This window comes from Paenibacillus sp. An7 (genome assembly GCF_009870785.1).
In the GTDB taxonomy this organism is placed as follows: Bacteria; Bacillota; Bacilli; order Paenibacillales; family Paenibacillaceae; genus Paenibacillus.
This window is the reverse complement of sequence record NZ_WTWX01000003.1, coordinates 198,393-220,790: the sequence shown is the minus strand read 5'-3', so window position 1 is coordinate 220,790 and position 22,398 is coordinate 198,393. Positions and strand designations below refer to the sequence as shown.

Below are 22,398 nucleotides of genomic sequence, written 5' to 3'. Positions count from 1 at the left end.
GACTTCTTAGTCAAAATGAGAACCGTGGAGTTCTAGAGAGGGGTGATCTTGGACGATGAACTCAACCACGGATAAAAAGAAACATATTGTAGTCACGGCACTTGGATTATTTTCTACCAAAGGAACTGCGGCAACCTCCATGCAAGAAATCGCAGAAACCTGCGGGATCTCTAAAGGAAGTCTGTATCTTCACTTCAAATCGAAAGAAGAACTGCAGCAGAGTGTGATTCACTACTGTATTCAGTCTATTTATGACAAAGTAGTGCTTGTGGAGAGTGAACAGTACTTATCACCGAAAGAAATATTCTGCAGGCAGATTGAAATTTTGCTTGAAAATTTTTTGGAACTCAAAGAATTTTTTCTTGCTCAATTTCAAGATGCCATCAGTCAAGGTAACAGCGGCCTAACGCAGAAGAATTGTCCTGAAGATATGTTCAAACTCGTCTTAAAAAAATTCAATCAGAAAATGATTGATGTGTATGGGCCACAGATTCATCCTTATACTCTTGATATGGCGCTTCAAGTACAAAGTTTGATGGGTTCCTACATAAAAATTATGTTCTCAAAAATACTGCCTATATCCATTAAGCGAATGGCGGAATATCTCGTGGAAACGCTTGATGATCTGGCAGAAGCGAAACTGCGTCATGGGGGAGAACCGTTTATTCCTCATGAACTATTGCTCCCCTGGATTGAAGAGGGAATCCCACAAAGCCCTGCTAAAAAACACCCTTTGCTATTACTGAAGGAAATGCGTCAGTGCATTGAAAAAAATGTAGAGTTGTCTGAGCTCGTTCGCTCCGAAGCGCTCGAGTCCATTCTTGTACTGGAACATGAACTTACTGAAATGAAGCCCCGCCGCGTGATCCTCACGGGTATGCTTAGTAATTTAAGTGCAGTGACTGGGTTGGAAGAACAAGTCATACAATTAGAGCATTTGCTTGACACGTATTTATCTTGGCGCAAATAAATAAGCGCTATTATAAATAGATCAATATTTTTTTGTGAATGAGAGAGGAGAAGAAACCTACGGATGAAAGGGATAATTAATTTCTCACTGAGAAACAAGCTGGCGATCTGGATTCTAACCATTATCTTGACCTTTGGCGGACTGTACAGCGGTTTGACCATGAAGCAAGAAACGATTCCAAATATCAACATTCCGTTCCTAAACATCACTGCGGTATATCCAGGGGCAGCCCCGGAAGGTGTCGTTGAGGATGTAACCAAGCCCCTCGAAGAAACGCTTCGTAATGTAGATGGGATTAAGAGTATTACATCTACATCAATGGAGAATGTTTCTTCCGTCATGATTGAATTTGATTATGGCACAAATTTGGACAATGCGACGGCTGCAGTACGCGAAGTGCTAAACGATGTTCCACTTCCCGATGATGCTCAGAAGCCTACCATCTCCAAGTTCAGTATAAACTCTTTCCCGGTAGCTTCCATAAGTTTATCTGGTAAAGATGGGGAGTCCCTCGAAGATTTGACTCGCCTTGCCGAGAATGAGATCGCACCTGCCTTTGAAGATGTAGATGGCGTGGCATCTGTTCAGGTATCCGGTCAATATACGAGAGAAGTTACTCTTGCCTTCGACCAAAACAAAATGAATGATCTCGGATTAACCGAAGATACGGTACAACAAATCGTTCAAGCCTCTGCTTTACGTGTTCCTTTAGGTCTGTTCACCATGGAAAACACAGAGAATGCGGTTGTTGTAGACGGTAATGTAATCGACGTAGATGACCTGAAGAATCTGAAGATTCCTGTCGTTCCTTCTAATTCAGGTCAAGGCAGTGCTGCGGGCAGTGCCGATGCGAACAGCGGAGCAGAAGCCGGGGCTGGAGCTGGGCAAGAAGGCGCTGAAGCCATTCCGAGTACGGGTGCTGCAGCACAAATGACAGGGATACCTACCGTTAAGCTTTCTGATATTGCTTCTATTGAAGTCATCGGTAAAGCAGAGTCAATCTCTCGTACAAACGGTGCAGAATCGATCGGATTCTCTATCGTAAAAGCAAATGATGCCAACACCGTTGACGTTGTAAACGGAGTAAAAGAGGCTTCCGCTGAACTGGAAGAACTATACAATCATATTAATCTCGATATTCTTCTTGATCAGGGTCAACCTATTGAAGACTCCGTCCATACGATGTTATCCAAAGCCCTATTTGGGGCCATCTTTGCCGTACTTATCATTCTACTCTTCCTGCGAGACTGGAGATCGACGATTATTTCCGTGATTTCGATTCCCCTTTCTCTACTGATTGCCTTAACCGTACTCTATCTAATGGATATTACGCTTAACGTAATGACACTCGGAGCAATGACGGTTGCGATTGGCCGGGTAGTCGATGACTCTATTGTTGTTATTGAAAATATTTATCGGCGTCTCTCTCTGCCAGGAGAGAAACTGAAAGGCAGAGAATTGATCGGTGCTGCTACGCGCGAAATGTTTGTACCGATTATGTCCTCCACCATTGTTACCATTGCGGTATTCCTTCCGCTGGCATTAGTTAGCGGTATGGTCGGTGAACTCTTTATGCCGTTCGCACTTACGATGGTCTTTGCACTTCTCGCTTCCCTTGTTGTAGCGATCACGATCGTACCTGCCATGGCTCACTCCCTCTTTAGAGGCGGGCTGAAAAACAAAAAGAACCATGAGCATAAACCAAGCCGACTGGCAGGCGGTTATACTCGAATTTTGAATTGGACACTGAATCATAAGCTCATCACGGTAGGAGCAGCAGTCGTTCTGCTCGTGGGCAGCTTGTTCCTTACTCGCTTTATCGGCACCAGCTTCTTGCCAGAACAAGGAACCAATTATACTCTGGTAACTTACAGCCCTGAACCAGGGGCAACACAAGAAACTGTAGAAGAACGCACTCAAAGCGTTGAGAAGTTCATTCTCGATGCAAGCGGTGTTGAAAGTATGCAGTACTCTGTTGGCGGCGGTAATCCGATGAGTATGGGTTCTTCCAACTCGGGTCTGTTCTATGTCATCTTTAAAGATGGTGTCAAGGTAAGTGAGGAAAGCGAAAAGCTGCTGACTGGACTCCAAGAACGTGTACCTGAAGGAGAATGGGCTACACTTGATATGGCTGCTGGAGCTATGGGCGGCAGCACACTTACGGTCAGCGTCTTCGGTGACAGTCTTGATCAAATTAAACCTGTTGCTGATGATATTTTAAAAGTGGTACAAGACGATACCGTAAACTTCGAGGATGCGGAATCTTCTCTAGCAGAAGGGTATGAACAATATACCCTCGTAGCTGATCAAGAAAAACTCAGCTCTCTCGGACTTACTGCCGGGCAGCTCGCGATGACTCTTAGTCCAGAAAGAGAACGTCCGGTACTAACCGAAGTCGAAGTGGACGGTAAGTCCTACAAAGTCTACATTAAAACGGATAGTAAAGAATATGGAAGCATTGAAGCGATTGAAAAAGAAACCGTCGCTTCGCCGCTTGGTATTAAGGTTCCTATTGGAGAAGTAGCAACCGTGGAAAAAGGAACAACTCCTGACTCCATCATGCGTATTGACGGTGATATGGTCGTGCAAGTAACGGCGAGCATCCTCGCTTCCGATGTTGGTTCTGCTTCATCTTCCATTGAAAAAGCGGTTGATGCTATGGATTTACCTGAAGGGGTTCATGTTGAATTTGGCGGGGTAACCGAACAAATTAACGAGACCTTTACACAGCTCGGTCTTGCTATGCTGGCTGCGATCGCGATCGTGTACTTCGTACTTGTCGTAACGTTTGGCGGCGGACTTGCTCCATTTGCCATTCTGTTCTCCTTGCCGTTTACGGTGATTGGAGCATTACTCGGTTTGCTTGTTACAGGGGAAACACTAAACGTCTCCTCTTTGATGGGTGCGCTGATGCTGATCGGTATCGTGGTCACGAATGCGATCGTGCTCATTGACCGCGTTATTCACAAGGAAAACGAAGGTCTGTCTACACGAGACGCCTTGCTTGAAGCAGGTTCAACTCGTCTTCGTCCGATTCTCATGACGGCTCTAGCTACCATTGGAGCTCTTCTCCCGCTTGTATTTGGATGGGAGAACAGTGCTGGTATTATTTCCAAAGGGCTTGGCGTTACGGTAATTGGCGGGCTCATCAGTTCTACGTTGCTCACGCTTGTTATTGTACCGATCGTATATGAATTCTTAATGAAATTTAAGAAAAAACGGATTGAAGATTAGATTAATCGTTCTTCCTTAAGGAGCCTTGTTAAGTGAATCGTTTGTAAAGTGTAAGAGCAATGAATACCTTGCGTATTCATTGCTCTTTTTTATGTTTAAGAAGAAGCATAGCGGAATCTTCAAGCCTTCCTGTATGATGAAAGAATCCATATCCATTAAGGAGCTACCTACACTGATGATTACCACTGTTACCTTAAATGCTGCACTAGACAAAGTGTACACCCTGCCAAATTTTAAGCTGGATCAGGTGCACCGCCCTGAACATGCGATTACGGTCCCAGGCGGCAAAGGCATTAACGCCGCCCGGGTACTGCGCCTACTAGGAGCACCTGTAGGCGCCACGGGCATTGTTGCCGGACATACGGGCCGGCAAGTGCTGGATGGGCTGCGCAGCGAAGGCATCGCAGCCGACTTTGTGGAAGCCGCGCATGGTGAAACGCGGCTGGCTATTACGGTGCTGGGGTCATCGCCCAGCACCCAGACCGAGCTCATCGAGGCGGGGCCAGAAGTCACCCGCGATGAGCTTGCGGCGCTGCGCCGCAAAGTAATGACCCTGGCGCGAAGCTCCGCCTGGGTCTTGTTCTCGGGCAGCCTGCCGCAAGGCTGCCCTGCTGGACTGTACGCCGAGCTGATTGCTCTGGCGAAGGCGCAAGGTGCGCGCACCGCGCTTGATGCAAGCGGCGAGGCGCTCGCACTAGGGCTGCAAGGTGGGCCGGACCTCGTGAAGCCTAACGCAGAAGAGGCAGCCCGCTATGCCGGGGTTACCGAGCTCACCCCGGATATTGCTAAGGTGGCTGCTGCACAGCTAGTAAAAGCCGGTGCAAAGCTTGCCGTTATCTCTCTCGGTGAGGATGGTGCTATAGCTGCATCAGCAGATAGCTTATACCGCGTAAAGGTTCCTGCCGTCTCCGTCGTAAGCCCACTCGGCAGCGGAGATGCGATGGTAGCAGGTATGGTAGCAGCTGCTCTGAAACACCCGAGTGACATTGAGGAGATTCTAAGGCAAGGTGCCGCATGCGGAACTTCAGCAGCGCTTCACCCTATGGCCGGTTTCCTATCAACAGAAGATGTAACCAAACTGGAGCAGCAAATATCTGTTCATCAGGAATGAACGGATATTCCTGTTTCCGTAACCTTTCTATCTTTGGTCTCGTTTATTAAAATGTAACGACGTCAATACACGAAAGGGTAGTGATTTCATTGATGAATCGAAAAAAGGGGTGGCGTTCTCAGGCGCTGACTTTATCACTTGCCGCCATTATGGTGTTTCCCATCGCAGCCAATATATCCACAGACGACGCTTCAGCAGCCGTTAAAAAATATCCGGTTATCTCTCAACCCTTTAAGATCAAAGGGGAAAGTTCTCGCATTGGCACGATCAACAAGAATGGTTCAACGTACATTGCATTACGGAGTCTAAACACCTCGTTAGGATTAAAGACGAAGTACGTTCCTTCTACCCAGCTCGTTCAAGTGACGGGGAGAGAACGTACAATGGAAATTAGTCTCCAAAATAGTTCTTACGTTCTGAACGGCCAGCCCGTTTTAGGCCCCGAGGTTATCCTGCAAGGCGGCACGACGTATCTTCCGCTCCGTTTCTTGTCAGAGAGCTTCGGTTACGAGGTAACGTACGAGAATAAATCAAAGACCATCGGACTTAAAGCCATATCGGAAAATGCGCTCTCCATTACTGCGGAAACAATCGGAGCAGACGGTGAGGACAAATCTCTGCTTGTGTTCTACCCTGTCTTGTCTGGGTATAAAGATGCCGAGGTACAGCAAAAGATCAACAAGTTTCTGAAAAAAGAAGCTGACCGTTTCGTTTCAGCTGGATCAAAACAAATGGACCCTGTCGTTAAAGAAAACAACGCTCAGTTGGCTAAAGATCCAAATGCTTCAATCCGGCGCCCGAGCTTCGATGGACGATTTACCGTCACTTATAACGAAAAGGGACTGCTAAGTCTCTACGCTGATTACTCCGTCTACTTAGGAGGGGCACACAGTGATACTGCTCGCGAAGCCTATACCTTCGACCTCTCGACAGGCGACCTGCTCACATTGAAAGAGGCCGCAGGCGGCGAGTCGGATTATGTTACGATCATCAATCAGCAAATAAAGAAACAAATCGCGGATCGCAAACTGCCTCTAATTGCACCGTTTAAGACAATTGAACCAGATCGTGATTTTTTCCTAAGCAGTGATGGAATTGTTATCTACTTCACGCAATACGAGTACACCTCCTTCGGAGATGGCATGCCAAAGTTTGTTATCCCCTATTCCGCCTTTACAAAACGCTGAGGGATTAGATTAAGAACCTTGATCTACCCGTAGTTCTTCAAAATATGGTATTCAAATTCCTATACTTTTTAACACAAACAAAAGGCCTCCAGGGGCCTTTTGTTTGTGTATGAAGTGTGGACTAGCTTGCTTTCACCTGACCTGAAGTCTAAAATAAACAAGAAACTATATGTATGCGCATGAAAGTAAAGGATTAAAAAACCGCTGCGTTGCTTAATCCATATAGGTGTAATAATAGTAAGAATCTATTAACGGAGGGATAATTTATGACCATTACTCACTTGCAAGATACAGTAACCCTTAACAACGGTGTGAAAATGCCTCAGCTCGGTCTTGGGGTATGGAAAGCGAAAGACGGAGAAGAAACTTACACTGCCGTTAAACATGCCATTCAACACGGATATCGTGCAATTGATACAGCTGCTGCGTACAAGAATGAAGAAAGTGTCGGAAAAGCGATAAAAGATTCCGGTGTACCTCGCGAGGAGCTTTTCATTACAACCAAAGTATGGAACGCAGATCATGGTTATGATGCTACCATTCGTGCTTTTGAAACCAGTTTAGAAAAGCTCGGTCTTGAATATCTCGATCTATATTTGATCCACTGGCCGGTAAAAGATAAATATAAAGATACATGGAAAGCACTCGAACGCCTATACAGCGACGGTAAAGTCCGGGCGATTGGGGTATGTAATTTTAATATTCATCATCTGGAAGATCTGCTGGGCGAAGCCAAAACGGTTCCTGCGGTCAATCAGTCTGAATTCCACCCGTATCTTACACAAGAACCGCTTCGTGAATTCTGCAAATCCAAAGGAATTCATTTCGAAGGCTGGTCACCACTTGGTAATGGGAAACTATTAGACAATGCTTTGATTCAGGAGATTGCAAAAAAATATAACAAAACAGCAGCTCAAGTTATCCTTCGCTGGCATTTGCAGAATGATGCGATTACTATTCCTAAATCTGTTACACCAAGCCGTATCGAAGAAAATGTAGCGATTTTTGACTTCGAATTGACTGCAGAAGACATGAATACAATCAACAGTCTGAACAAGGATGAGCGTACTGGCCCAGACCCAGATAACTTTAACTTCTAAATATACAGCCACAACGCATAAAATCGTTTACAGAGCATGCCCTTAAAGATGAATTTATTCTTTCACCCAGGAAATAATTTCATGTCTTTAAGGGCATGTTTTTTATCTGCTTACTGATTCTGATCTCTAGATTCATATATCTGTTTCACCCGCTCATAGTCTTCTTTCTCATTCATATTGATAAACATTTCTTCGATCTGCAAAGCAGGAATGCCCGTGACCAGTTCCAGCTCAGATTCGGTTACATAACGAACGGAAAGCTTAGAGAGTGTATCCCTTACCCTGCGATTATCTTCCCGAAGCTGGGTCTCAAGCGTATCTATCATGCTATGATGATACACTGCCGCCAGGGGATGAATCTGGCCCTTAATCTGCGGTACAAGAGCCTGAATTCCAGAATCAAGATCGACCTCCATTACCTCCACCATCGCAGATAATAATTCTGCACGAATCAAAGGAATATCACAGGAAGCAACCACATACAGATCGGCTTCTCCCCGAAGCATTCCTGCTTGAATCCCTGCTAGCGGGCCGCTCCCCGGATAGATATCTTTTACCTCTATATACTCAGAACCCATTTCTTCTCTGCTTACGGACCCTGTTGCAATATAGACTTTTGATGTCATGCTGGACAGCTCCCCCGCTATGATGTCTAGAACCCTGCTATTCCCAAGCTCGAGTACAGCTTTATCTGTTCCCATACGCCGGGATGCTCCGCCAGCGAGCACAATGCCTGCAATCTTCATCTGCCTAATCTCTCCGTTCTTAATAAAATAGAAGGGCTATGTTCCTTCTTAAAGATATTATATAACCTACAAGGGCCGCCTGCTGTTCACGTATTATCCACATCATTAACATCTTAGAATAAAAATAAATTGTATCCCCTTACAATTACGTGCTAAAGTGTAAACAAAACATGAATTTATGCCAAAAATATATGATTCCACCGAAAGGAATGGCTTACCTTTGCGTACGTCCTCTTTTTCGCAGCTGAAGCTGTATAATTTCTTTGTCTATGGGGCTATTGCGGTCTTTACCAGCTTCTTTCAGATTTATCTTCAAGACATTGGTCTGACGAAAATCGAGATCGGCAGCCTGATGGCCATTGGTCCTTTTGTTTCTCTGTTTGCTAACCCTTTCTGGGGGTATATGAGTGATCGTACTCAGAACATCCGTAAGACCGTACTTATTATGGTGGCGGGTACTCTGTTGTTTGTACAAGCTGTATTCCTAGCGCAGAGTTACAGTCTTATTTTTACGGCAATGATCTTTTACTATTTCTTTCAGAGTCCCTTATTTGCACAGACGAACAGTATGATTCTGACCTATATTGATGGAACAGACTATAAATTTGGTTCCTTTCGTCTATGGGGTTCCATGGGCTGGGCGTTCACTGCCATTATAGCAGGGCCGATCATGGACAGGCTCGGAGATTCCCAAATGTCCCTAGTCTTTAGTGTTCTGCTCATTACAGCCTTTGGATTTGCGCTTCTTCTGCCACGTCTTAAGCGATCATCTGATGCACCGATTGTTACCATGCGCGGATTCTCTCAGGTTATCATGAATCCCTATTTCATGACATTCGTGATTCTTGGGATTCTTGTGTCCATTCCAAATGCCATGAATAGTTCGTTTATGTCTTTGTACATTACCGAACTTGGCGGAAGCAAACAAATGGTAGGTCTCGCTGTATTTATGTCCTCTATTCTGGAGATTGCTGTGTTTCTATTATTTGACCGTTTTCTGAAACGGAAAATGACCGTCATGCTCGCTTGTCTCACGATCGTCAGTCTGCTCTTTGCGCTGCGTTGGGAACTGATGGCACTGGCAACCACTCCGATGCAGATTGCCTTTATCCAGCTGCTACATGCCGTTACATTTGGCGGATATTTTTATGTAGGAACTCAGCTGACCATGCTCTTCATTCCAAAACCATACCGGTCCTCTGGACAAGCGCTCTACACGCTCTCCTGGAGTGGAATTTCAGGTGTGATCGCCGGCATATTTGGCGGTTTTATGTTCCAGAACTTTGGAGCGTCCGTTATGTATCAGGTTGGCGTATTCATGGCTGCTGTGGGAACAATCGGTTTTGGTATGATGTACTATATTGTACGTAGATACGGTTACCAGCCTCCGCTTCCATCAAGCTACAATGTCAAAATCTAATATAAATTAAGTTGTTATCCAAATCGTAAAGGGTAGGAATGGGATGAAAATAATTCAACCCATTCCTGCCCTTTTATGGAATCAAAACCTTATTTCCAAGATAGTTCTTCTAGAAAAGAACTCACTGCCTTATAAAAACCTTCTGGATCTTCCAAATGAACCCCATGCCCGCACTCTTCAAAAAGAGTAAGCTTAGTATTAACCCTGCGTTCTGCCATAAGTACAGCCTGATCTTTATCTAGAACGAAGCTTTTACCTCCATTGATTAGTAAAGCAGGGCAGACTGTGTTCATCCATTCTTTCCACCAATCTCCGTTCAGTAGCTGTTGTGAAATAGGTATTCCTTTCAGATCGGCTCGAAGTCCCCACCCTATTTCATTTTCATATATACTCTCCATAAAATAGTCAATGCTCTTCACTCCGTTATTTTCCAACAACTCTCGCAACTCTTTCAGGGAACCTGAATGTTTCGGCAGAGACCTCGTAAACGACATATCATTGTTTATGACTGCTCCAATGTCTTCTATAATTAAAGCTTTTACGAGTTCGGGGTATTGTGCTGCAAACTGGTATGCGTTAGCTCCACCAAGTGAATGACCAAGGATGGTAACTTGCTGCCCATGAAGCTCGCTCTGAATGAATCGATAGATGTCCTCTATATAACTTTCTCTTGTATACTCTCCAACTGGAGGGTGATCACTCCACCCATGCCCACGTTGGTCGAGACATAGAACACGCCAACCTGTTAACCGGGGAGCCAACTCAGAGAATGTTTTAGCATCTCCCATATGCCCATGCAGCATAATAAGATAACGATCCCCTTCACCGCCATAATCTAGATACGATAGCCGTAATGGTCCTGATTTAAAATATTTTCTACTGAGCAACTGATTTCTATTCTGTTGATCCATATACTATTTCCTCCAATAGATAAGAATTCTGGTTCTTATCAACAAAATAACAGATAATAGTGACAGAAATAGTCATTATTAAGATAATAAAGGATGAATTTCATGTCTAAATCTAAAAGGCTTTTGGAATTGATGTTGACTGTAAACCAGAAGCGAGCCTTTACGGTAGGAGAACTTGCTGGTGAATTTGGAGTATCCAAACGTACTATACTTCGAGATCTTCAAGAGCTGAGTGAACTTGGCGTTCCTCTTTATTCAGAAGTAGGGCCGCATGGGGGTTACCGCATGTTGCAAGACCGAATGCTTCCACCCATTGCTTTTTCCGTGGAGGAATCTGTTGCAATTTTTTTTGCCGTGCACGCCCTTCGCTATTATAATTCTCTTCCATTTGAGTCAGAAACCGTCTCAGCTTTAGGGAAATTTTATAACTTTATGCCGCAAGATACGCGAGATCGCATTGACCAAATGAAAAACAGAGTTGATTTTATTACACCTAAACGGACAGCTCATGCCCCTCACCTCACCCTTATACTGGATGCAGCAATCTATCAAAAAACATTGTGTGTAGAATATGACTCGCAAACCAAGTGCTCTATCCGCCAAATTCAGCCTCTGCGAATCTATGCAAGAAACGGACATTGGTACTGCTTGGCCTATTGTTACAAAAAACAAAGTAATCGTGTATTTCGCTGTGACAAAATGAAGTCTGTTACTTTCTCACCCGTTAAGTCAAAACATCAGAGCGGAGCTTTCACCTCTACACAGAGGGCTAAAGAAAAGCCTTTACCGCAGATGGATTCTGTCTCCATTCGTGCAGAACTGACTAGCAGAGGAGTTGAGCGATGCGAAGCCGAGCCATGGTCAGAACCGCAGCTTTATATCAGGGAAGACCAGACAGGCTGGCTCGAAGGAGTGATCCAGAAGAAAGACCTCCCTTATTTTGTTCAGTTTTTTATTGGTTTAGGTGATGACGTCCGCATCATAGAATCTTCTGAACTTGAAAAAGTCATACGTCTCCGTTTAGCTGAGCTTGTCATAAAGTACAACAAACATATAAATGCAGTGTAAAAAAAAGCCCCTTCTCTGTCAGAAACAGAAAGGGGCTTATTTATGTTTTCTTATGCTTTTGGAAGACGGAAGGAACTCTTCAGAGATACTACCCGGTTAAATACCGGTTTTCCTGGCTCTGAATATTTAGGATCCACATTAAAGTATCCATGACGGAAGAATTGGAACTTATCTTGCGGTTTCGCATCTTTCATGTTTGGCTCCACAAAACCTTGAACAATCGTAAGCGAATTTGGATTTAGCTCATCAAGGAATGATTTCTCCACAGGTTCCCCTGCTTCCTTCTCTTCCTCAATCTCATTATCGCTTTCCGGTTCTTCTTTGTTAATAAGCGGTTCGAACAAACGGAATTCCGCAGGAATTGCTTGAGTCGCTTCTACCCAGTGAATCGTTCCTTTTACTTTACGGCCGGTAAATCCAGAGCCGCTCTTCGTTTCAGGATCATAGGTACAGTGGATCTCCACAATGTTACCTTCTTCATCTTTAATCACATCGTTGCACTTAATAAAATAAGCATGTTTCAGGCGAACTTCGTTCCCTGGGAACAAGCGGAAGTATTTACTTGGCGGATTCTCCATGAAATCTTCACGCTCAATATAAATCTCACGGGAGAAAGGAATCTCACGTTTACCCATCTCTTCATTCTCTTGGTTATTCTCTGCTTCAAGCATTTCGACTTGACCCTCTGGGTAGTTGGTAATTACCACTTTGATCGGATCAAGTACAGCCATCGTACGCGGTGCCTTCAGTTTCAAGTCTTCTCTGATAAAATGCTCCAGCATTCCGAGATCAACCAGTCCTTGGCTCTTCGAAATTCCGGTCTCATAGACAAACTCGCGCAGTGCTTCTGGTGTATAACCACGGCGGCGCAGACCAGAAATCGTCGGCATCCGCGGATCATCCCATCCGTCTACATGTTTCTCATCAACGAGAAGTTTCAGCTTCCGTTTGCTCGTTACGGTTTGAGCGAGATTGAGACGGCCAAACTCATATTGATGCGGCTTCGCTTCCAGTTCACAATGCTCAATCACCCAGTCATAAAATGGACGTTGGTCCTCAAACTCCAGAGAGCAAAGAGAGTGAGTGATTCCTTCAATTGCATCTTCTATAGGATGAGCAAAGGTATACATCGGATAGATGCACCACTTATCCCCTGTGTTATGATGCGGGATGTGAGCAATACGGTAAATAATAGGATCGCGCAGATTGATATTCGGCGAAGCCATGTTGATTTTGGCACGAAGCACACGCTCTCCGTCTTTAAACTCTCCGTTACGCATACGAGTGAACAGATCGAGGTTCTCTTCCACACTGCGATCCCGGTAAGGGCTGTTTGTACCCGGTTCTTTCAAGGTTCCGCGCATTTCACGGATTTGATCTGGGCTGGAATCATCCACATAAGCAAGTCCCTTTTTGATAAGGATTACAGCGCGGTTGTACATTTCTTCAAAATAGTCGGATGCAAATGGATTCTCTTTCCACTCATATCCAAGCCATTTTACATCCTCACGGATGGAGTTTACGTACTCCGTATCTTCTTTAGCTGGGTTCGTATCGTCAAAACGCAGATTTGTCGTCCCGCCGAATTCCTCAGCGAGGGCAAAGTTAATCCAAATCGCTTTGGCATGTCCAATATGAAGGTAACCATTGGGTTCCGGAGGAAACCGGGTCACCACTTCTTTTACTTTTCCTGTACGAAGATCCTCAGAGATCACATTTTTTATGAAATTGGAGGGTGTTAACGGCTTCTCCATGATGATCAACCTTTCTTTACGTAATAAGTTCTGTAGTTCAAAAAATACCTTCTATTAAATATACCTTTTCAGGCGTTATTCAGCAATAATATAGGATAACGAGGAACGGTAAGCTGCAATCATATCCATTATAGAGGGGACCGTAGCAGAGCAGTATACCCCATATGATCAGCATTCCCAAGTTATTAGGTACAGATAACCTGAAGCAAGCGAATTATTCATAAATCGATTGAACTTCCATCTCTTAAAATAGGATAATTACAGCATCTCTCGCCTTTTGACGACAAGCTTAATATAAGGTAGCATGAAGGAAATGAGGTGTTAAAGGAGTATTAGTTATGAAAGCGATGAAGCTGCCCAAAGAACAAAAAGATCAAATGATACGATTAATTCAAGCTTATTTCGAAACAGAACGCGGAGAAACCATTGGTGATTTGGCGGCAGATGGAGTTCTCGATTTTTTCATGACACAGCTCTCACCCTATGTATACAATCAAGCTTTAAGCGACTGCCGAGTATTATTGAATCAGCGAATGATTTCACTAGAAGAGGATGTTTACGCTCTAGAGAAAAGCATCAAATTATCTCGTTGATTTTGCTTTTTAAGTTGGTCTTACTCTCATATATGTTCTTTTACTTTGATTTCTATGATCTTAATTAGAAGGAAGGTTTGATCATGTTTGCGTACAAGTTAGATGATGATATTGAACTGAAGCCCCTGTCTATGGAGCATACGGGAGCTTTGTATAGTTTGACTGATAAGTCTCGTGAGCGGCTGCGGGAATGGCTTCCCTGGGTGGATAATGTAACCGAAGAAACACATACCGTTCAGTTTATCAAAAATGCGATTCGCCAAGCGGCGGATAATGGCGGCTTTACTGCAGGAATTTGGGTAAAAGGTGAACTTGCCGGTGTCATCGGTTTTCATGAAATCGACTGGCATAATCGTACCGTAGGTATTGGTTATTGGCTTGGGAAAGTTCATGAGGGGCAAGGAATTATGAGCTCAGCTTGCCGCGCTCTGGTTGATTATGCCTTGATTGATCTAGATCTAAACCGTGTGGAGATTCGCTGTGCTACGAGCAACCATCGCAGTCGCGGGGTTCCCGAAAGACTCGGATTTGTTTTGGAAGGTATTATCCGTCAAGCAGAGAAATTACCGCTCGGTTATGTAAACCATGCTGTATACGGCATGCTCCAAAGTGAGTGGAAATTACTTCGTTAATCAGCATCGCTTACGTTTCCTACATAATAAAGATGAATTCTGATGTACACAGGCATTTTGCTAACCCGCTCGGTTAGGCAGAATGCTTTTTATATACTATCTTGTCTTAAGGCTGCATTCAGTCCACACAAATGAGAAAGAGGCTGACCTAGGCAATTAGGTTAACCTCTTATCGGTATGGTGGCAGTTATAGCATGTACCGCATTAAAATGTCGTCAACATATGCACCTGCGATGTAGAACTCTGAACTGAGCCTTCCCTCTTCCACGAACCCATACTGTTTATAGAAAGCAAGTGCAGCATGATTGCTGGATAAAACGCGCAGACGAAGTTTACGGATTCCTTCATGTTTTGCATGTTCGATCATCGAGTCCATAAGTGATTTGCCGATCCCCTGCCTCTGATAAGCCGGATGCACCGCAATATGAATCTCATATACATGATTGTTGCTGAGCAAGGAGGTTGGCGGCCTAAAGCCAATATATCCACAAAGCTTGTTATCCTTCAGAGTAATGAACTGATTTCCTGGCGGTGATGCCAGTAAATATTCTTCTTTTGATTTCCAAAGTACGGGTGCAGGTGCATTACGCTCGTTCCATACTAGAGCATCCAGTTCCATCAGCTGCGCTGCATCCTGGAGGTTCGATCTGCGCACCGTCAGAGCTTCTCTGGTTACTACCATCTGCGATCTACCTTTCTGCTTCTGCTTGCAAGTGAATCAATTTCATAACGTATTTCATAACGTTGATTCAGGTGAAATGTATTTTTCCTATTCTACCACATGCTATACATCACACGACAATACAGTAAGATATTCGAGTTATTTTGTGTTAAAACATGACACTTTCCGACTTCTTTCCTATCCTTTAGGATAATTCTGTCATAAGGTTTCGTAAAGCAAAGTTTCTGCATACGCTGGTATGATTGATGTGCAAAAAAGCAAAAAAAGCACCTGTAAACAGATTTTGATCTGTTCACAGGTGCTTAAAACTATCTTGTGAAAATTTTTAATTCCTGATGTTTCACCCTATATAAAGGCGGGTAATGAAGATCAAGGCATTATGAGACAGGCAAATGACCTCCTCCACATGCCATATCATGGACCACTCCCGAAAATCCGTCATGAACAGGTTTCGTTCCCCCGAACCTGGCCATGACGGATTTTTTTATATTCCTGAATCCAATTCATAATATGAAATTAACTTCCTGCGTTTATTTTGCATAATGTAAGTTATTATTCAGTAAGAGACTGCATTGCTGCTGGAGTCGAACCCACTTGAGGCTCTGTCTCTTCTGTCGTTACTGATGTAGTACTAGCTGGTTTGTGGAGATAAACAGCATAATATGCCGCAGCTACAAAGATAGCTCCGCCCACCATATTTCCAAGCCAGACTGGAATAAAGTTCATGAGATACTGCCCCCAAGTAAAGTGCCCTTCAAAAATCGCTGCGGGAATAAGAAACATATTAGCCACCACGTGCTGAAAACCTAAAGCGACAAAAGCCGTTGTCGGAATCCAGATCCCAACAATCTTAGCACTCATTGAATCCGCAGCATAAGCAAGCCAAACGGCTAAAGCGACCAGCCAGTTACAGCCAATACCAGAAACAAATGCTTGAAGAAAGGAATCCTCCATTTTATGTCCTGCCAAATCCACCACTTTATCAAGGTATACACCTTGGCCGGTCAAACCAAGCACATGACCAAACAAGTAAGCTACAAAAACAGCTCCTACAAAGTTTGAGAATGTAACCAAAGTTAAATTCCAACATACTTCTCGCGTTGTAATTTTGCGTGCCAACCGAGCAATCGATAATGCCATCATATTTCCAGTAAGCAGCTCCCCGCCTGCAATCAAGACTAGTGTAAGTCCGATCGGGAAAACAAGAGCTCCAATCAGTCCACTCATACTCCCCCATGCTTCAGGGGCCGCAGCAACCACTCGTATATACAATAGATATCCTAAAGCAATGTACGCACCTGCTAAAAAACCTAAAATCAGAACCACTATAGCGGGATTATGTGCTTTATGCTTGCCCGTATCCGCTGTTAACTCAGCAACTGCTGCCGGTTTTAATGCTGCCATAGTCGGGATAACTTCCTTTCACCTATAAATTAAGTGCCTTAAGCTTATTGTAAATCCTCCTCAAACTCAAGTTTGTTATTAAAATCACAAGTTCAATATTTTCCTAATTTCTGTTCATATTACGGCATAAAAAAACCATCCATACAATGATGTACGGATGGCCGGAAGTTCTTGTTATACAGATACTGTCTCTTTTGTTAATACAGGCTCTAGTGCTGCTTGTCCTGCTGTGTTAAGGAAATTCCAAGGTTTATTGTAGTGAGGCTGGAAGAAAAAGTCGATAAAGGCCAGCTGATCCACCGTCATTTCATTCTGAATGCATACGGAAATGGTATTGATTGACTGTGTTAGATCGGCTTCACTCATCATCTGAGCACCCACAATTCGGCGGGATTCTGTCTCATAGATGACTTTTATAAGGACTTTCTCTGCAGTAGGCATAAACTCAGGACGATAACTATCTTCGATGGTAACCGCTTGGACGGCCATACCTGCCGATTTTGCCGCAGCTTCCGTTACTCCCGTTCCTGCAATATTCTGCTTATAAATTTTGATTCCCGATGTCCCTTGAGTACCCATATATGGCATCGTAGGGTTTACCAGATTTCGAGCTATAAGCATGCCCATGCGAACCGCATTTGTTGCTAGTGGAATATAAGCATTCTGACGAGTTGGATTATAATAGATGGCTGCGCTGTCCCCTGCTGCGAAGATATCAGGATTGCTTGTGCGCATATAACGATCAACAAGGATCGCTCCATTTGGCATCATATCCACTTTACCCTGGAGTAGAGCTGTGTTCGGACGGAATCCAATACAGAGGATAACGAGATCCGTAGGGTATTCTCCTTTATCGGTTACGACCGCAGTAACCTTTCCATCCTTCCCTTCAAATCGGCTTACTTTCTCACCAAGCACAATCTCAATTCCTTTATCCGTAAGCGATTTTTGGATACGATCCGTAAATTCAGCATCGAGATATTTACTTAGAATCCGATCTTCCGCATCGATTAGAGTAACTTCTTTTCCATTCATTTGAAATGCTTCGACGAGCTCAATACCGATGTATCCTGCACCGACGACGGTCACATGACGTACATCTTTTGATTTCTCGATAATCGTGTTGGAATGATTATAATTTTTGCACAGGAGTACGTTGTCTAGTCCAACGCCTTCAAAGTTTGGAATAATAGGCCAAGAACCGGTTGTCATAATCAGTTTATCGTACGTGTCCGTAATTTCCTCGCCTGTTTCTAAGTTGCGTGCTGTCAGCTTGTGCCCCTCTGTGTCAATGTCTGTAACTTCATGCAGCATTTTTGTTTCGACGCCAAGTTCCTTCAGCTGCTCTGGAGAAGAGTAAAACAACCCATCCGGGTCTTTCACTACCCCGCCAACATACAGCGCAATACCGCAAGATAGAAAAGAAATATTATCATTGCGCTCGTATACCGTAATCTGAGCTTCGGGGTAAAGTTTAGCCGTATTCACAATAGCCGCCGTACCTGCGTGTGTACATCCAACAACAGCAATTTTCATAATAAAGTTCCTCCTAAAGTTAATTGATCTAAAATCACTTCGAATTTTATTTGTGAAAACTTTCACTAATCTAGCTATAAAAAATTCATGGATAGGTGTTCGATTCCGCCTGACGATTTTCTATAGATCCTCAGGCATCGGTTTGAATTGTGATTTAATTCACTAATGTTTATATCCTGATTATAATGTGACATTTTTCACATTGCAAGCCCAAATTTGCAAAACCTAAATAAGTCACGATGAAGCAGCAGACTCATCTCAAGCAGAGGTTGTCGTTGTAAACCAAAAAGCATCATGGACTAACCCATGATGCTCTCCTATATTTATTTTCAAGGGAATCATTGATGAACTCTAAGCAATTATTATAGCAACTTTTCAATAAGTGCTGTCATTTCTTCCGGAGATTGTTTCGGTTCAAAACGCTCCACAACTTCCCCGTTACGATCTACTACAAACTTCGTAAAGTTCCACTGAATATCGCTGCTCTCTCCGCTTCCAGGTTGTTGCTCTTTTAGGTATTGGAAGATAGGGTGTGTATTCTTTCCGTTTACATCAACCTTAGCAAAGACGGGGAAACTTACACCGTAGTTGATTTGGCAAAATTCTTCGGCTTCTTCACTCGAACCCGGTTCTTGTCCACCAAACTGATTGCACGGGAACGCAAGAACGACCAGCCCTTGGTCTTTATAACGATCATATATCTTTTGTAAATCCCCATACTGCGGAGTTAGTCCACACTTACTGGCTGTATTAGCGATAACGACTACCTCGCCTTTATACTTCTCTAGTGAGACTTCCTGATTTGTTGGTGTCACTGCTTGATACGAATAAATTGACATATTTTATTCCTCCTTTTTCTTACTATGTGTTTCTAGTGTTTCTAGTACTCTATACTATACCCTTTATCCTTCCCTTCAAAATTCTCTATGTAACTCCATACTCCCTGCAATAACAAAAAAACAAAGACCAAGGATACTTCCTTGGCCAAAATACTCATCGAACGAACCTGGGTTCACCTCATCCCACCGTCCTGCTAAACACCATTTCCATAGATGAATTTGCCGTCCCTTAATGTAGCGAAAATCGAAATGTCTTTAATTCGAATCGGCTCCACCTCGGTCGGATCTTCCTCTAGAATGACGAAGTCTGCTCTTTTTCCGCTTTCAATCGTTCCTGCCTCTGCTTCTTCAAAATTCAGTTCTGCACCATAACTCGTCATCGCTCGCAAAGCCGTCAGTGCATCAATTCTTTGCTCCGCACCTAATACTTTGCCGCTGCTGGTTACCCGATTCACTGCGGTCCATACTAAAAATAAAGGCGAGATGGGAGTTACAGGGCAATCGGAATGAAGAGTGAACAGAAGCTTAAGCTCCTTTGCCTCTGCAAGCGGACTAATTCGAGCCGCACGCTGCGGTCCAAGAAACAGCTTCTCGTGCCGATCTCCCCAGTAATAAACGTGATTGATAAAAAAGGAACCTGCTACCCCGAGTTTTTGCATACGCTCCAGATCTTCTTTGGTAGCTGTCTGAACATGCTCGATCCGGTGCCGATGGTCACTGCGTGGACTCGATGTCAATGCATATTCAAATGCTTCTAATATGGAACCAATGGCCCGATCTCCGTTCCCATGGATTGCGATGCGGAATCCTTTATCATGCCATTCCTTCACTTCTCTATTTAATTGTTCTTGCGGTTTAATGAGTTCACCATACCGCTCGGTATCACAAAAGTACGGCTCTCGAAGTGCACCAGTCAGTCCTTGAATTGATCCATCTTGAAACAGTTTCACGCTGTCGAGCGAAGCTCTGCCTCCCGATCGTTCACGGAGGTAAGCATCGACCTCGCCTGCTGTCATGGATTTCAGTTTTTCATCTTGGTTCAGCTTATCACTGGATATCATGAGCTTCATGCGAAAGGGAATGGCTTCTTTTTCAATTGCTTTCATACATAAATCAATATCATCTATATCCATACTTATACCCATTTTGGCATCCGTAGATGTTGTAATTCCCTGAGCAGCATAAGTATTAGCCTCATCTCGAAGCAGGGAGAGAACTTCTTCTTCACTGGGTCCCGGCAGGTGAGAGCCAACAAGCATTGTCGCCCCTTCATAGAGAATGCCATTTAATTGTCCGCTGTCATCCCTCCCGAGGCGACCTCCCGTTGGATCCTGCATGGAATCACTAATACCTGCTATAGATAAAGCCACTGAGTTCGCCACACATAGATGTCCCGAGATGTGATATACCACAACCGGATGGTCCGGGGCAGCTGCGTCGAGATCTGCTTTTGTGGGATGCTTCATATCGAGTAAAGATGTATCGTCATACCCGAAACCTACAATCCAGGTATCTTTTCCAACTTCAGATGCCTTTTCAGAAATTCGCTTCTGAATATCAGCAATCGTTTGATTCAGCGGGCTTTTGCAATCAATGAATCGTTTCAGCATAATAGCACTGATTAAGTGATTGTGTGTTTCAATAAACCCGGGAAGTACCGTTTTCCCTTGAAGATCAATAACCGCATTGTCGTCAGTGAGTGTGATTTCTTCCCGTGCAGGATTCTTCTCTTTCCACAAGGCGCTGATTTTACCGTTCTTTACACCAATCGCCCCTGCTTTATTGTTATCACCATCTAAGGTCAGCACATTTGCATTGATGAACAACAGATCAAGTTCTATCATTTCTAAAAAAGCCTCCAGTCAATAAGCTCGAAATATCTGCAAAATCCAGTTCACTTACTATGCCCAAAATAAAACAACTCATGATTTAGCTTGAATCTTCCAAATATTGACGAATGAATTCCTCGGCTGTGCAGGAATGCATATTGTCAGCGACTATAACAGAGCGGAACTCGCTTACTGGATCGGCAAGCCTTATTGGGGACACGGCTACGCTACTGAGGCGGTACAGCGTATGATGGAGTATGGATTTAATGAGCTGAAGCTAAACCGAATCTGGGCTGCTGCCTTAGCACGAAATCCTGCTTCATCCGCGGTTATGCAGAAGAATGGTATGAATTATGAAGGAAAGCTTGTACAACATATCAAGAAGTGGGAAGAATACGAAGATGTCGTCTATTACGGTATGACGTTAAGCGAATATGAAACGGCTCTACGTTAAAAATAAAAGAGGCAGATATCAACTTATCTGCCTCTTTTCTATATTTTATTTAGAATGTAATTGTTAAATCTATCATGAGTGCATCGTTAGATGGTTACTGTACCCCGCATTTCCTCTGCCCTAGCGTTCCGTTCCTCAGCTGTCATTCTAGGGCATGTAAAACATTTGCGATTCTTCCCATCCGATACTCGGTAGAACTCGCAGCAGGCATCCTTCATTCGAAACGGTTCTTCTGCATTTAGCGGATTCTCTATATATACAGGCTCCAGATCAAATGGATTCTTTCTCAAATTAAATATATCAGAACTAAAACTTTGCACGGACTCTAAGTCTGCTGTCAAATACTCTGCAAGATCCTGCTCCCCGCAGGAGAGTCCTCCCTTAAATAGATCAACATAATATATGAGGACACCCGGTAACTGCTTCCATAACGCTAAAACAGGTACTCTGCCCGCCGCAGCCAATCCCTCTATAATTGGAGCAAGCGTTCTAACATAGAACTGCTCCAGCATCTGTCTACGTTCAGCTGCGTCGGCGTGGTTCACAAGTTTACGTTCATCTATCTTGTGGAGCACAAAAGATAACTGCGGCGCACCCGAAGCATGGGGTGACAACTGTATACTTAGGTTCGTGAGGGATAGATCCACATAGGTACCGCACTTCGATATCATATAATGAGCAGCTGCAAGCAAACCACGAACCGTATGCATGACATACACCGCAGCTACTCCTATCGTCTCTGCCTGAAGATGGCGCTGATAAATCTCAAGCCATGGTTTACCATATTCCGGACGAATCAGCTCAAGTAAGCTAATGTCTCTTACCGATTCAGAGGAAGGCTTTGTGTGAATTCCCCCGTATTGAGCAAGTACAGCATAATCTAGCGCCATCTTCTTCTCCCCACTTTCTGCTTTAGACGATTCAAATT

General features: G+C 44.0%; 19 protein-coding genes. 10 read left to right on the top strand and 9 right to left on the bottom strand.

Annotated features, from left to right (window positions below; translation table 11 throughout):
- Positions 1–55: 55 nt before the first annotated feature.
- The 5 genes from GQY27_RS06245 to GQY27_RS06225 all read left to right on the top strand — a co-directional run bounded on the left by GQY27_RS06245 (position 56) and on the right by GQY27_RS06225 (position 7,602).
- Positions 56–970 carry a TetR/AcrR family transcriptional regulator gene (locus GQY27_RS06245; RefSeq protein WP_160032687.1) on the top strand — a complete coding sequence of 305 codons (915 nt, stop codon included), beginning with the start codon at positions 56–58 and terminating at the stop codon, positions 968–970.
- A 63-nt stretch (positions 971–1,033) separates the two neighbouring features.
- Entirely contained in the window at positions 1,034–4,204 is a 3,171-nt protein-coding gene (locus tag GQY27_RS06240) for an efflux RND transporter permease subunit (RefSeq protein WP_160032686.1), read from the top strand.
- A 91-nt stretch (positions 4,205–4,295) separates the two neighbouring features.
- Entirely contained in the window at positions 4,296–5,315 is a 1,020-nt protein-coding gene (locus tag GQY27_RS06235) for a 1-phosphofructokinase family hexose kinase (RefSeq protein ID WP_328802967.1), read from the top strand.
- Positions 5,316–5,407: 92 nt separating this feature from the next.
- The gene (locus tag GQY27_RS06230; RefSeq protein ID WP_160032685.1) at positions 5,408–6,502 is read left to right on the top strand and encodes a stalk domain-containing protein; all 1,095 of its coding nucleotides are present in this window, start codon (positions 5,408–5,410) and stop codon (positions 6,500–6,502) included.
- Positions 6,503–6,774: 272 nt separating this feature from the next.
- Positions 6,775–7,602, top strand: a complete 828-nt coding sequence (locus GQY27_RS06225; protein WP_328802966.1) for an aldo/keto reductase — start codon at positions 6,775–6,777, stop codon at positions 7,600–7,602.
- Between the two features lie 110 nt (positions 7,603–7,712).
- On the opposite strand, the gene mobA is transcribed toward GQY27_RS06225, so the two are convergent.
- Positions 7,713–8,348, bottom strand: a complete 636-nt coding sequence (gene mobA / locus GQY27_RS06220; RefSeq protein ID WP_160032683.1) for a molybdenum cofactor guanylyltransferase — start codon at positions 8,346–8,348, stop codon at positions 7,713–7,715.
- A gap of 220 nt (positions 8,349–8,568) precedes the next feature.
- Between mobA and GQY27_RS06215 the strand changes: the two genes are divergently transcribed.
- Entirely contained in the window at positions 8,569–9,768 is a 1,200-nt protein-coding gene (locus GQY27_RS06215; RefSeq protein WP_236570507.1) for an MFS transporter, read from the top strand.
- A gap of 89 nt (positions 9,769–9,857) precedes the next feature.
- On the opposite strand, the gene GQY27_RS06210 is transcribed toward GQY27_RS06215, so the two are convergent.
- Entirely contained in the window at positions 9,858–10,679 is an 822-nt protein-coding gene (locus GQY27_RS06210) for an alpha/beta fold hydrolase (RefSeq protein ID WP_160032681.1), read from the bottom strand.
- Between the two features lie 102 nt (positions 10,680–10,781).
- Here GQY27_RS06210 and GQY27_RS06205 point away from each other — a divergent pair, with 102 nt between their 5' ends.
- The gene (locus GQY27_RS06205; protein ID WP_160032680.1) at positions 10,782–11,747 is read left to right on the top strand and encodes a helix-turn-helix transcriptional regulator; all 966 of its coding nucleotides are present in this window, start codon (positions 10,782–10,784) and stop codon (positions 11,745–11,747) included.
- Between the two features lie 50 nt (positions 11,748–11,797).
- Here the strand turns inward: GQY27_RS06205 and GQY27_RS06200 are convergent, their stop codons facing one another.
- Complete coding sequence (locus GQY27_RS06200) at positions 11,798–13,501, bottom strand: glutamine--tRNA ligase/YqeY domain fusion protein (RefSeq protein ID WP_160032679.1); 1,704 nt, start codon at positions 13,499–13,501, stop codon at positions 11,798–11,800.
- 338 nt (positions 13,502–13,839) lie between these two features.
- Here GQY27_RS06200 and GQY27_RS06195 point away from each other — a divergent pair, with 338 nt between their 5' ends.
- Together GQY27_RS06195 and GQY27_RS06190 are read left to right on the top strand one after the other, a co-directional pair.
- Positions 13,840–14,094 (top strand): DUF2164 domain-containing protein, encoded by a 255-nt coding sequence (locus GQY27_RS06195; RefSeq protein ID WP_160032678.1) that lies wholly within the window; start codon positions 13,840–13,842, stop codon positions 14,092–14,094.
- Between the two features lie 83 nt (positions 14,095–14,177).
- Positions 14,178–14,726: a GNAT family N-acetyltransferase gene (locus GQY27_RS06190; protein ID WP_160032677.1), complete on the top strand. Its 549-nt coding sequence runs from the start codon at positions 14,178–14,180 to the stop codon at positions 14,724–14,726.
- A gap of 187 nt (positions 14,727–14,913) precedes the next feature.
- Here GQY27_RS06190 and GQY27_RS06185 read toward each other — a convergent pair whose 3' ends face one another.
- The 5 genes from GQY27_RS06185 to GQY27_RS06165 form a co-directional block, all read right to left on the bottom strand.
- Positions 14,914–15,408 carry a GNAT family N-acetyltransferase gene (locus GQY27_RS06185; RefSeq protein ID WP_160032676.1) on the bottom strand — a complete coding sequence of 165 codons (495 nt, stop codon included), beginning with the start codon at positions 15,406–15,408 and terminating at the stop codon, positions 14,914–14,916.
- Positions 15,409–15,960: 552 nt separating this feature from the next.
- Positions 15,961–16,812: a formate/nitrite transporter family protein gene (locus GQY27_RS06180; protein WP_160032675.1), complete on the bottom strand. Its 852-nt coding sequence runs from the start codon at positions 16,810–16,812 to the stop codon at positions 15,961–15,963.
- A 174-nt stretch (positions 16,813–16,986) separates the two neighbouring features.
- A complete protein-coding gene (locus GQY27_RS06175; protein WP_160032674.1) occupies positions 16,987–18,348 on the bottom strand; it encodes an FAD-dependent oxidoreductase in 1,362 nt (453 codons plus the stop codon).
- 362 nt (positions 18,349–18,710) lie between these two features.
- Complete coding sequence (locus GQY27_RS06170; RefSeq protein ID WP_160032673.1) at positions 18,711–19,187, bottom strand: glutathione peroxidase; 477 nt, start codon at positions 19,185–19,187, stop codon at positions 18,711–18,713.
- Between the two features lie 194 nt (positions 19,188–19,381).
- A complete protein-coding gene (locus GQY27_RS06165) occupies positions 19,382–21,031 on the bottom strand; it encodes an amidohydrolase (RefSeq protein ID WP_160032672.1) in 1,650 nt (549 codons plus the stop codon).
- A 106-nt stretch (positions 21,032–21,137) separates the two neighbouring features.
- Between GQY27_RS06165 and GQY27_RS06160 the strand changes: the two genes are divergently transcribed.
- Entirely contained in the window at positions 21,138–21,470 is a 333-nt protein-coding gene (locus GQY27_RS06160; RefSeq protein ID WP_160032671.1) for a GNAT family N-acetyltransferase, read from the top strand.
- Between the two features lie 86 nt (positions 21,471–21,556).
- Here the strand turns inward: GQY27_RS06160 and GQY27_RS06155 are convergent, their stop codons facing one another.
- A complete protein-coding gene (locus tag GQY27_RS06155; protein WP_160032670.1) occupies positions 21,557–22,360 on the bottom strand; it encodes a hypothetical protein in 804 nt (267 codons plus the stop codon).
- Positions 22,361–22,398 lie beyond the last annotated feature (38 nt).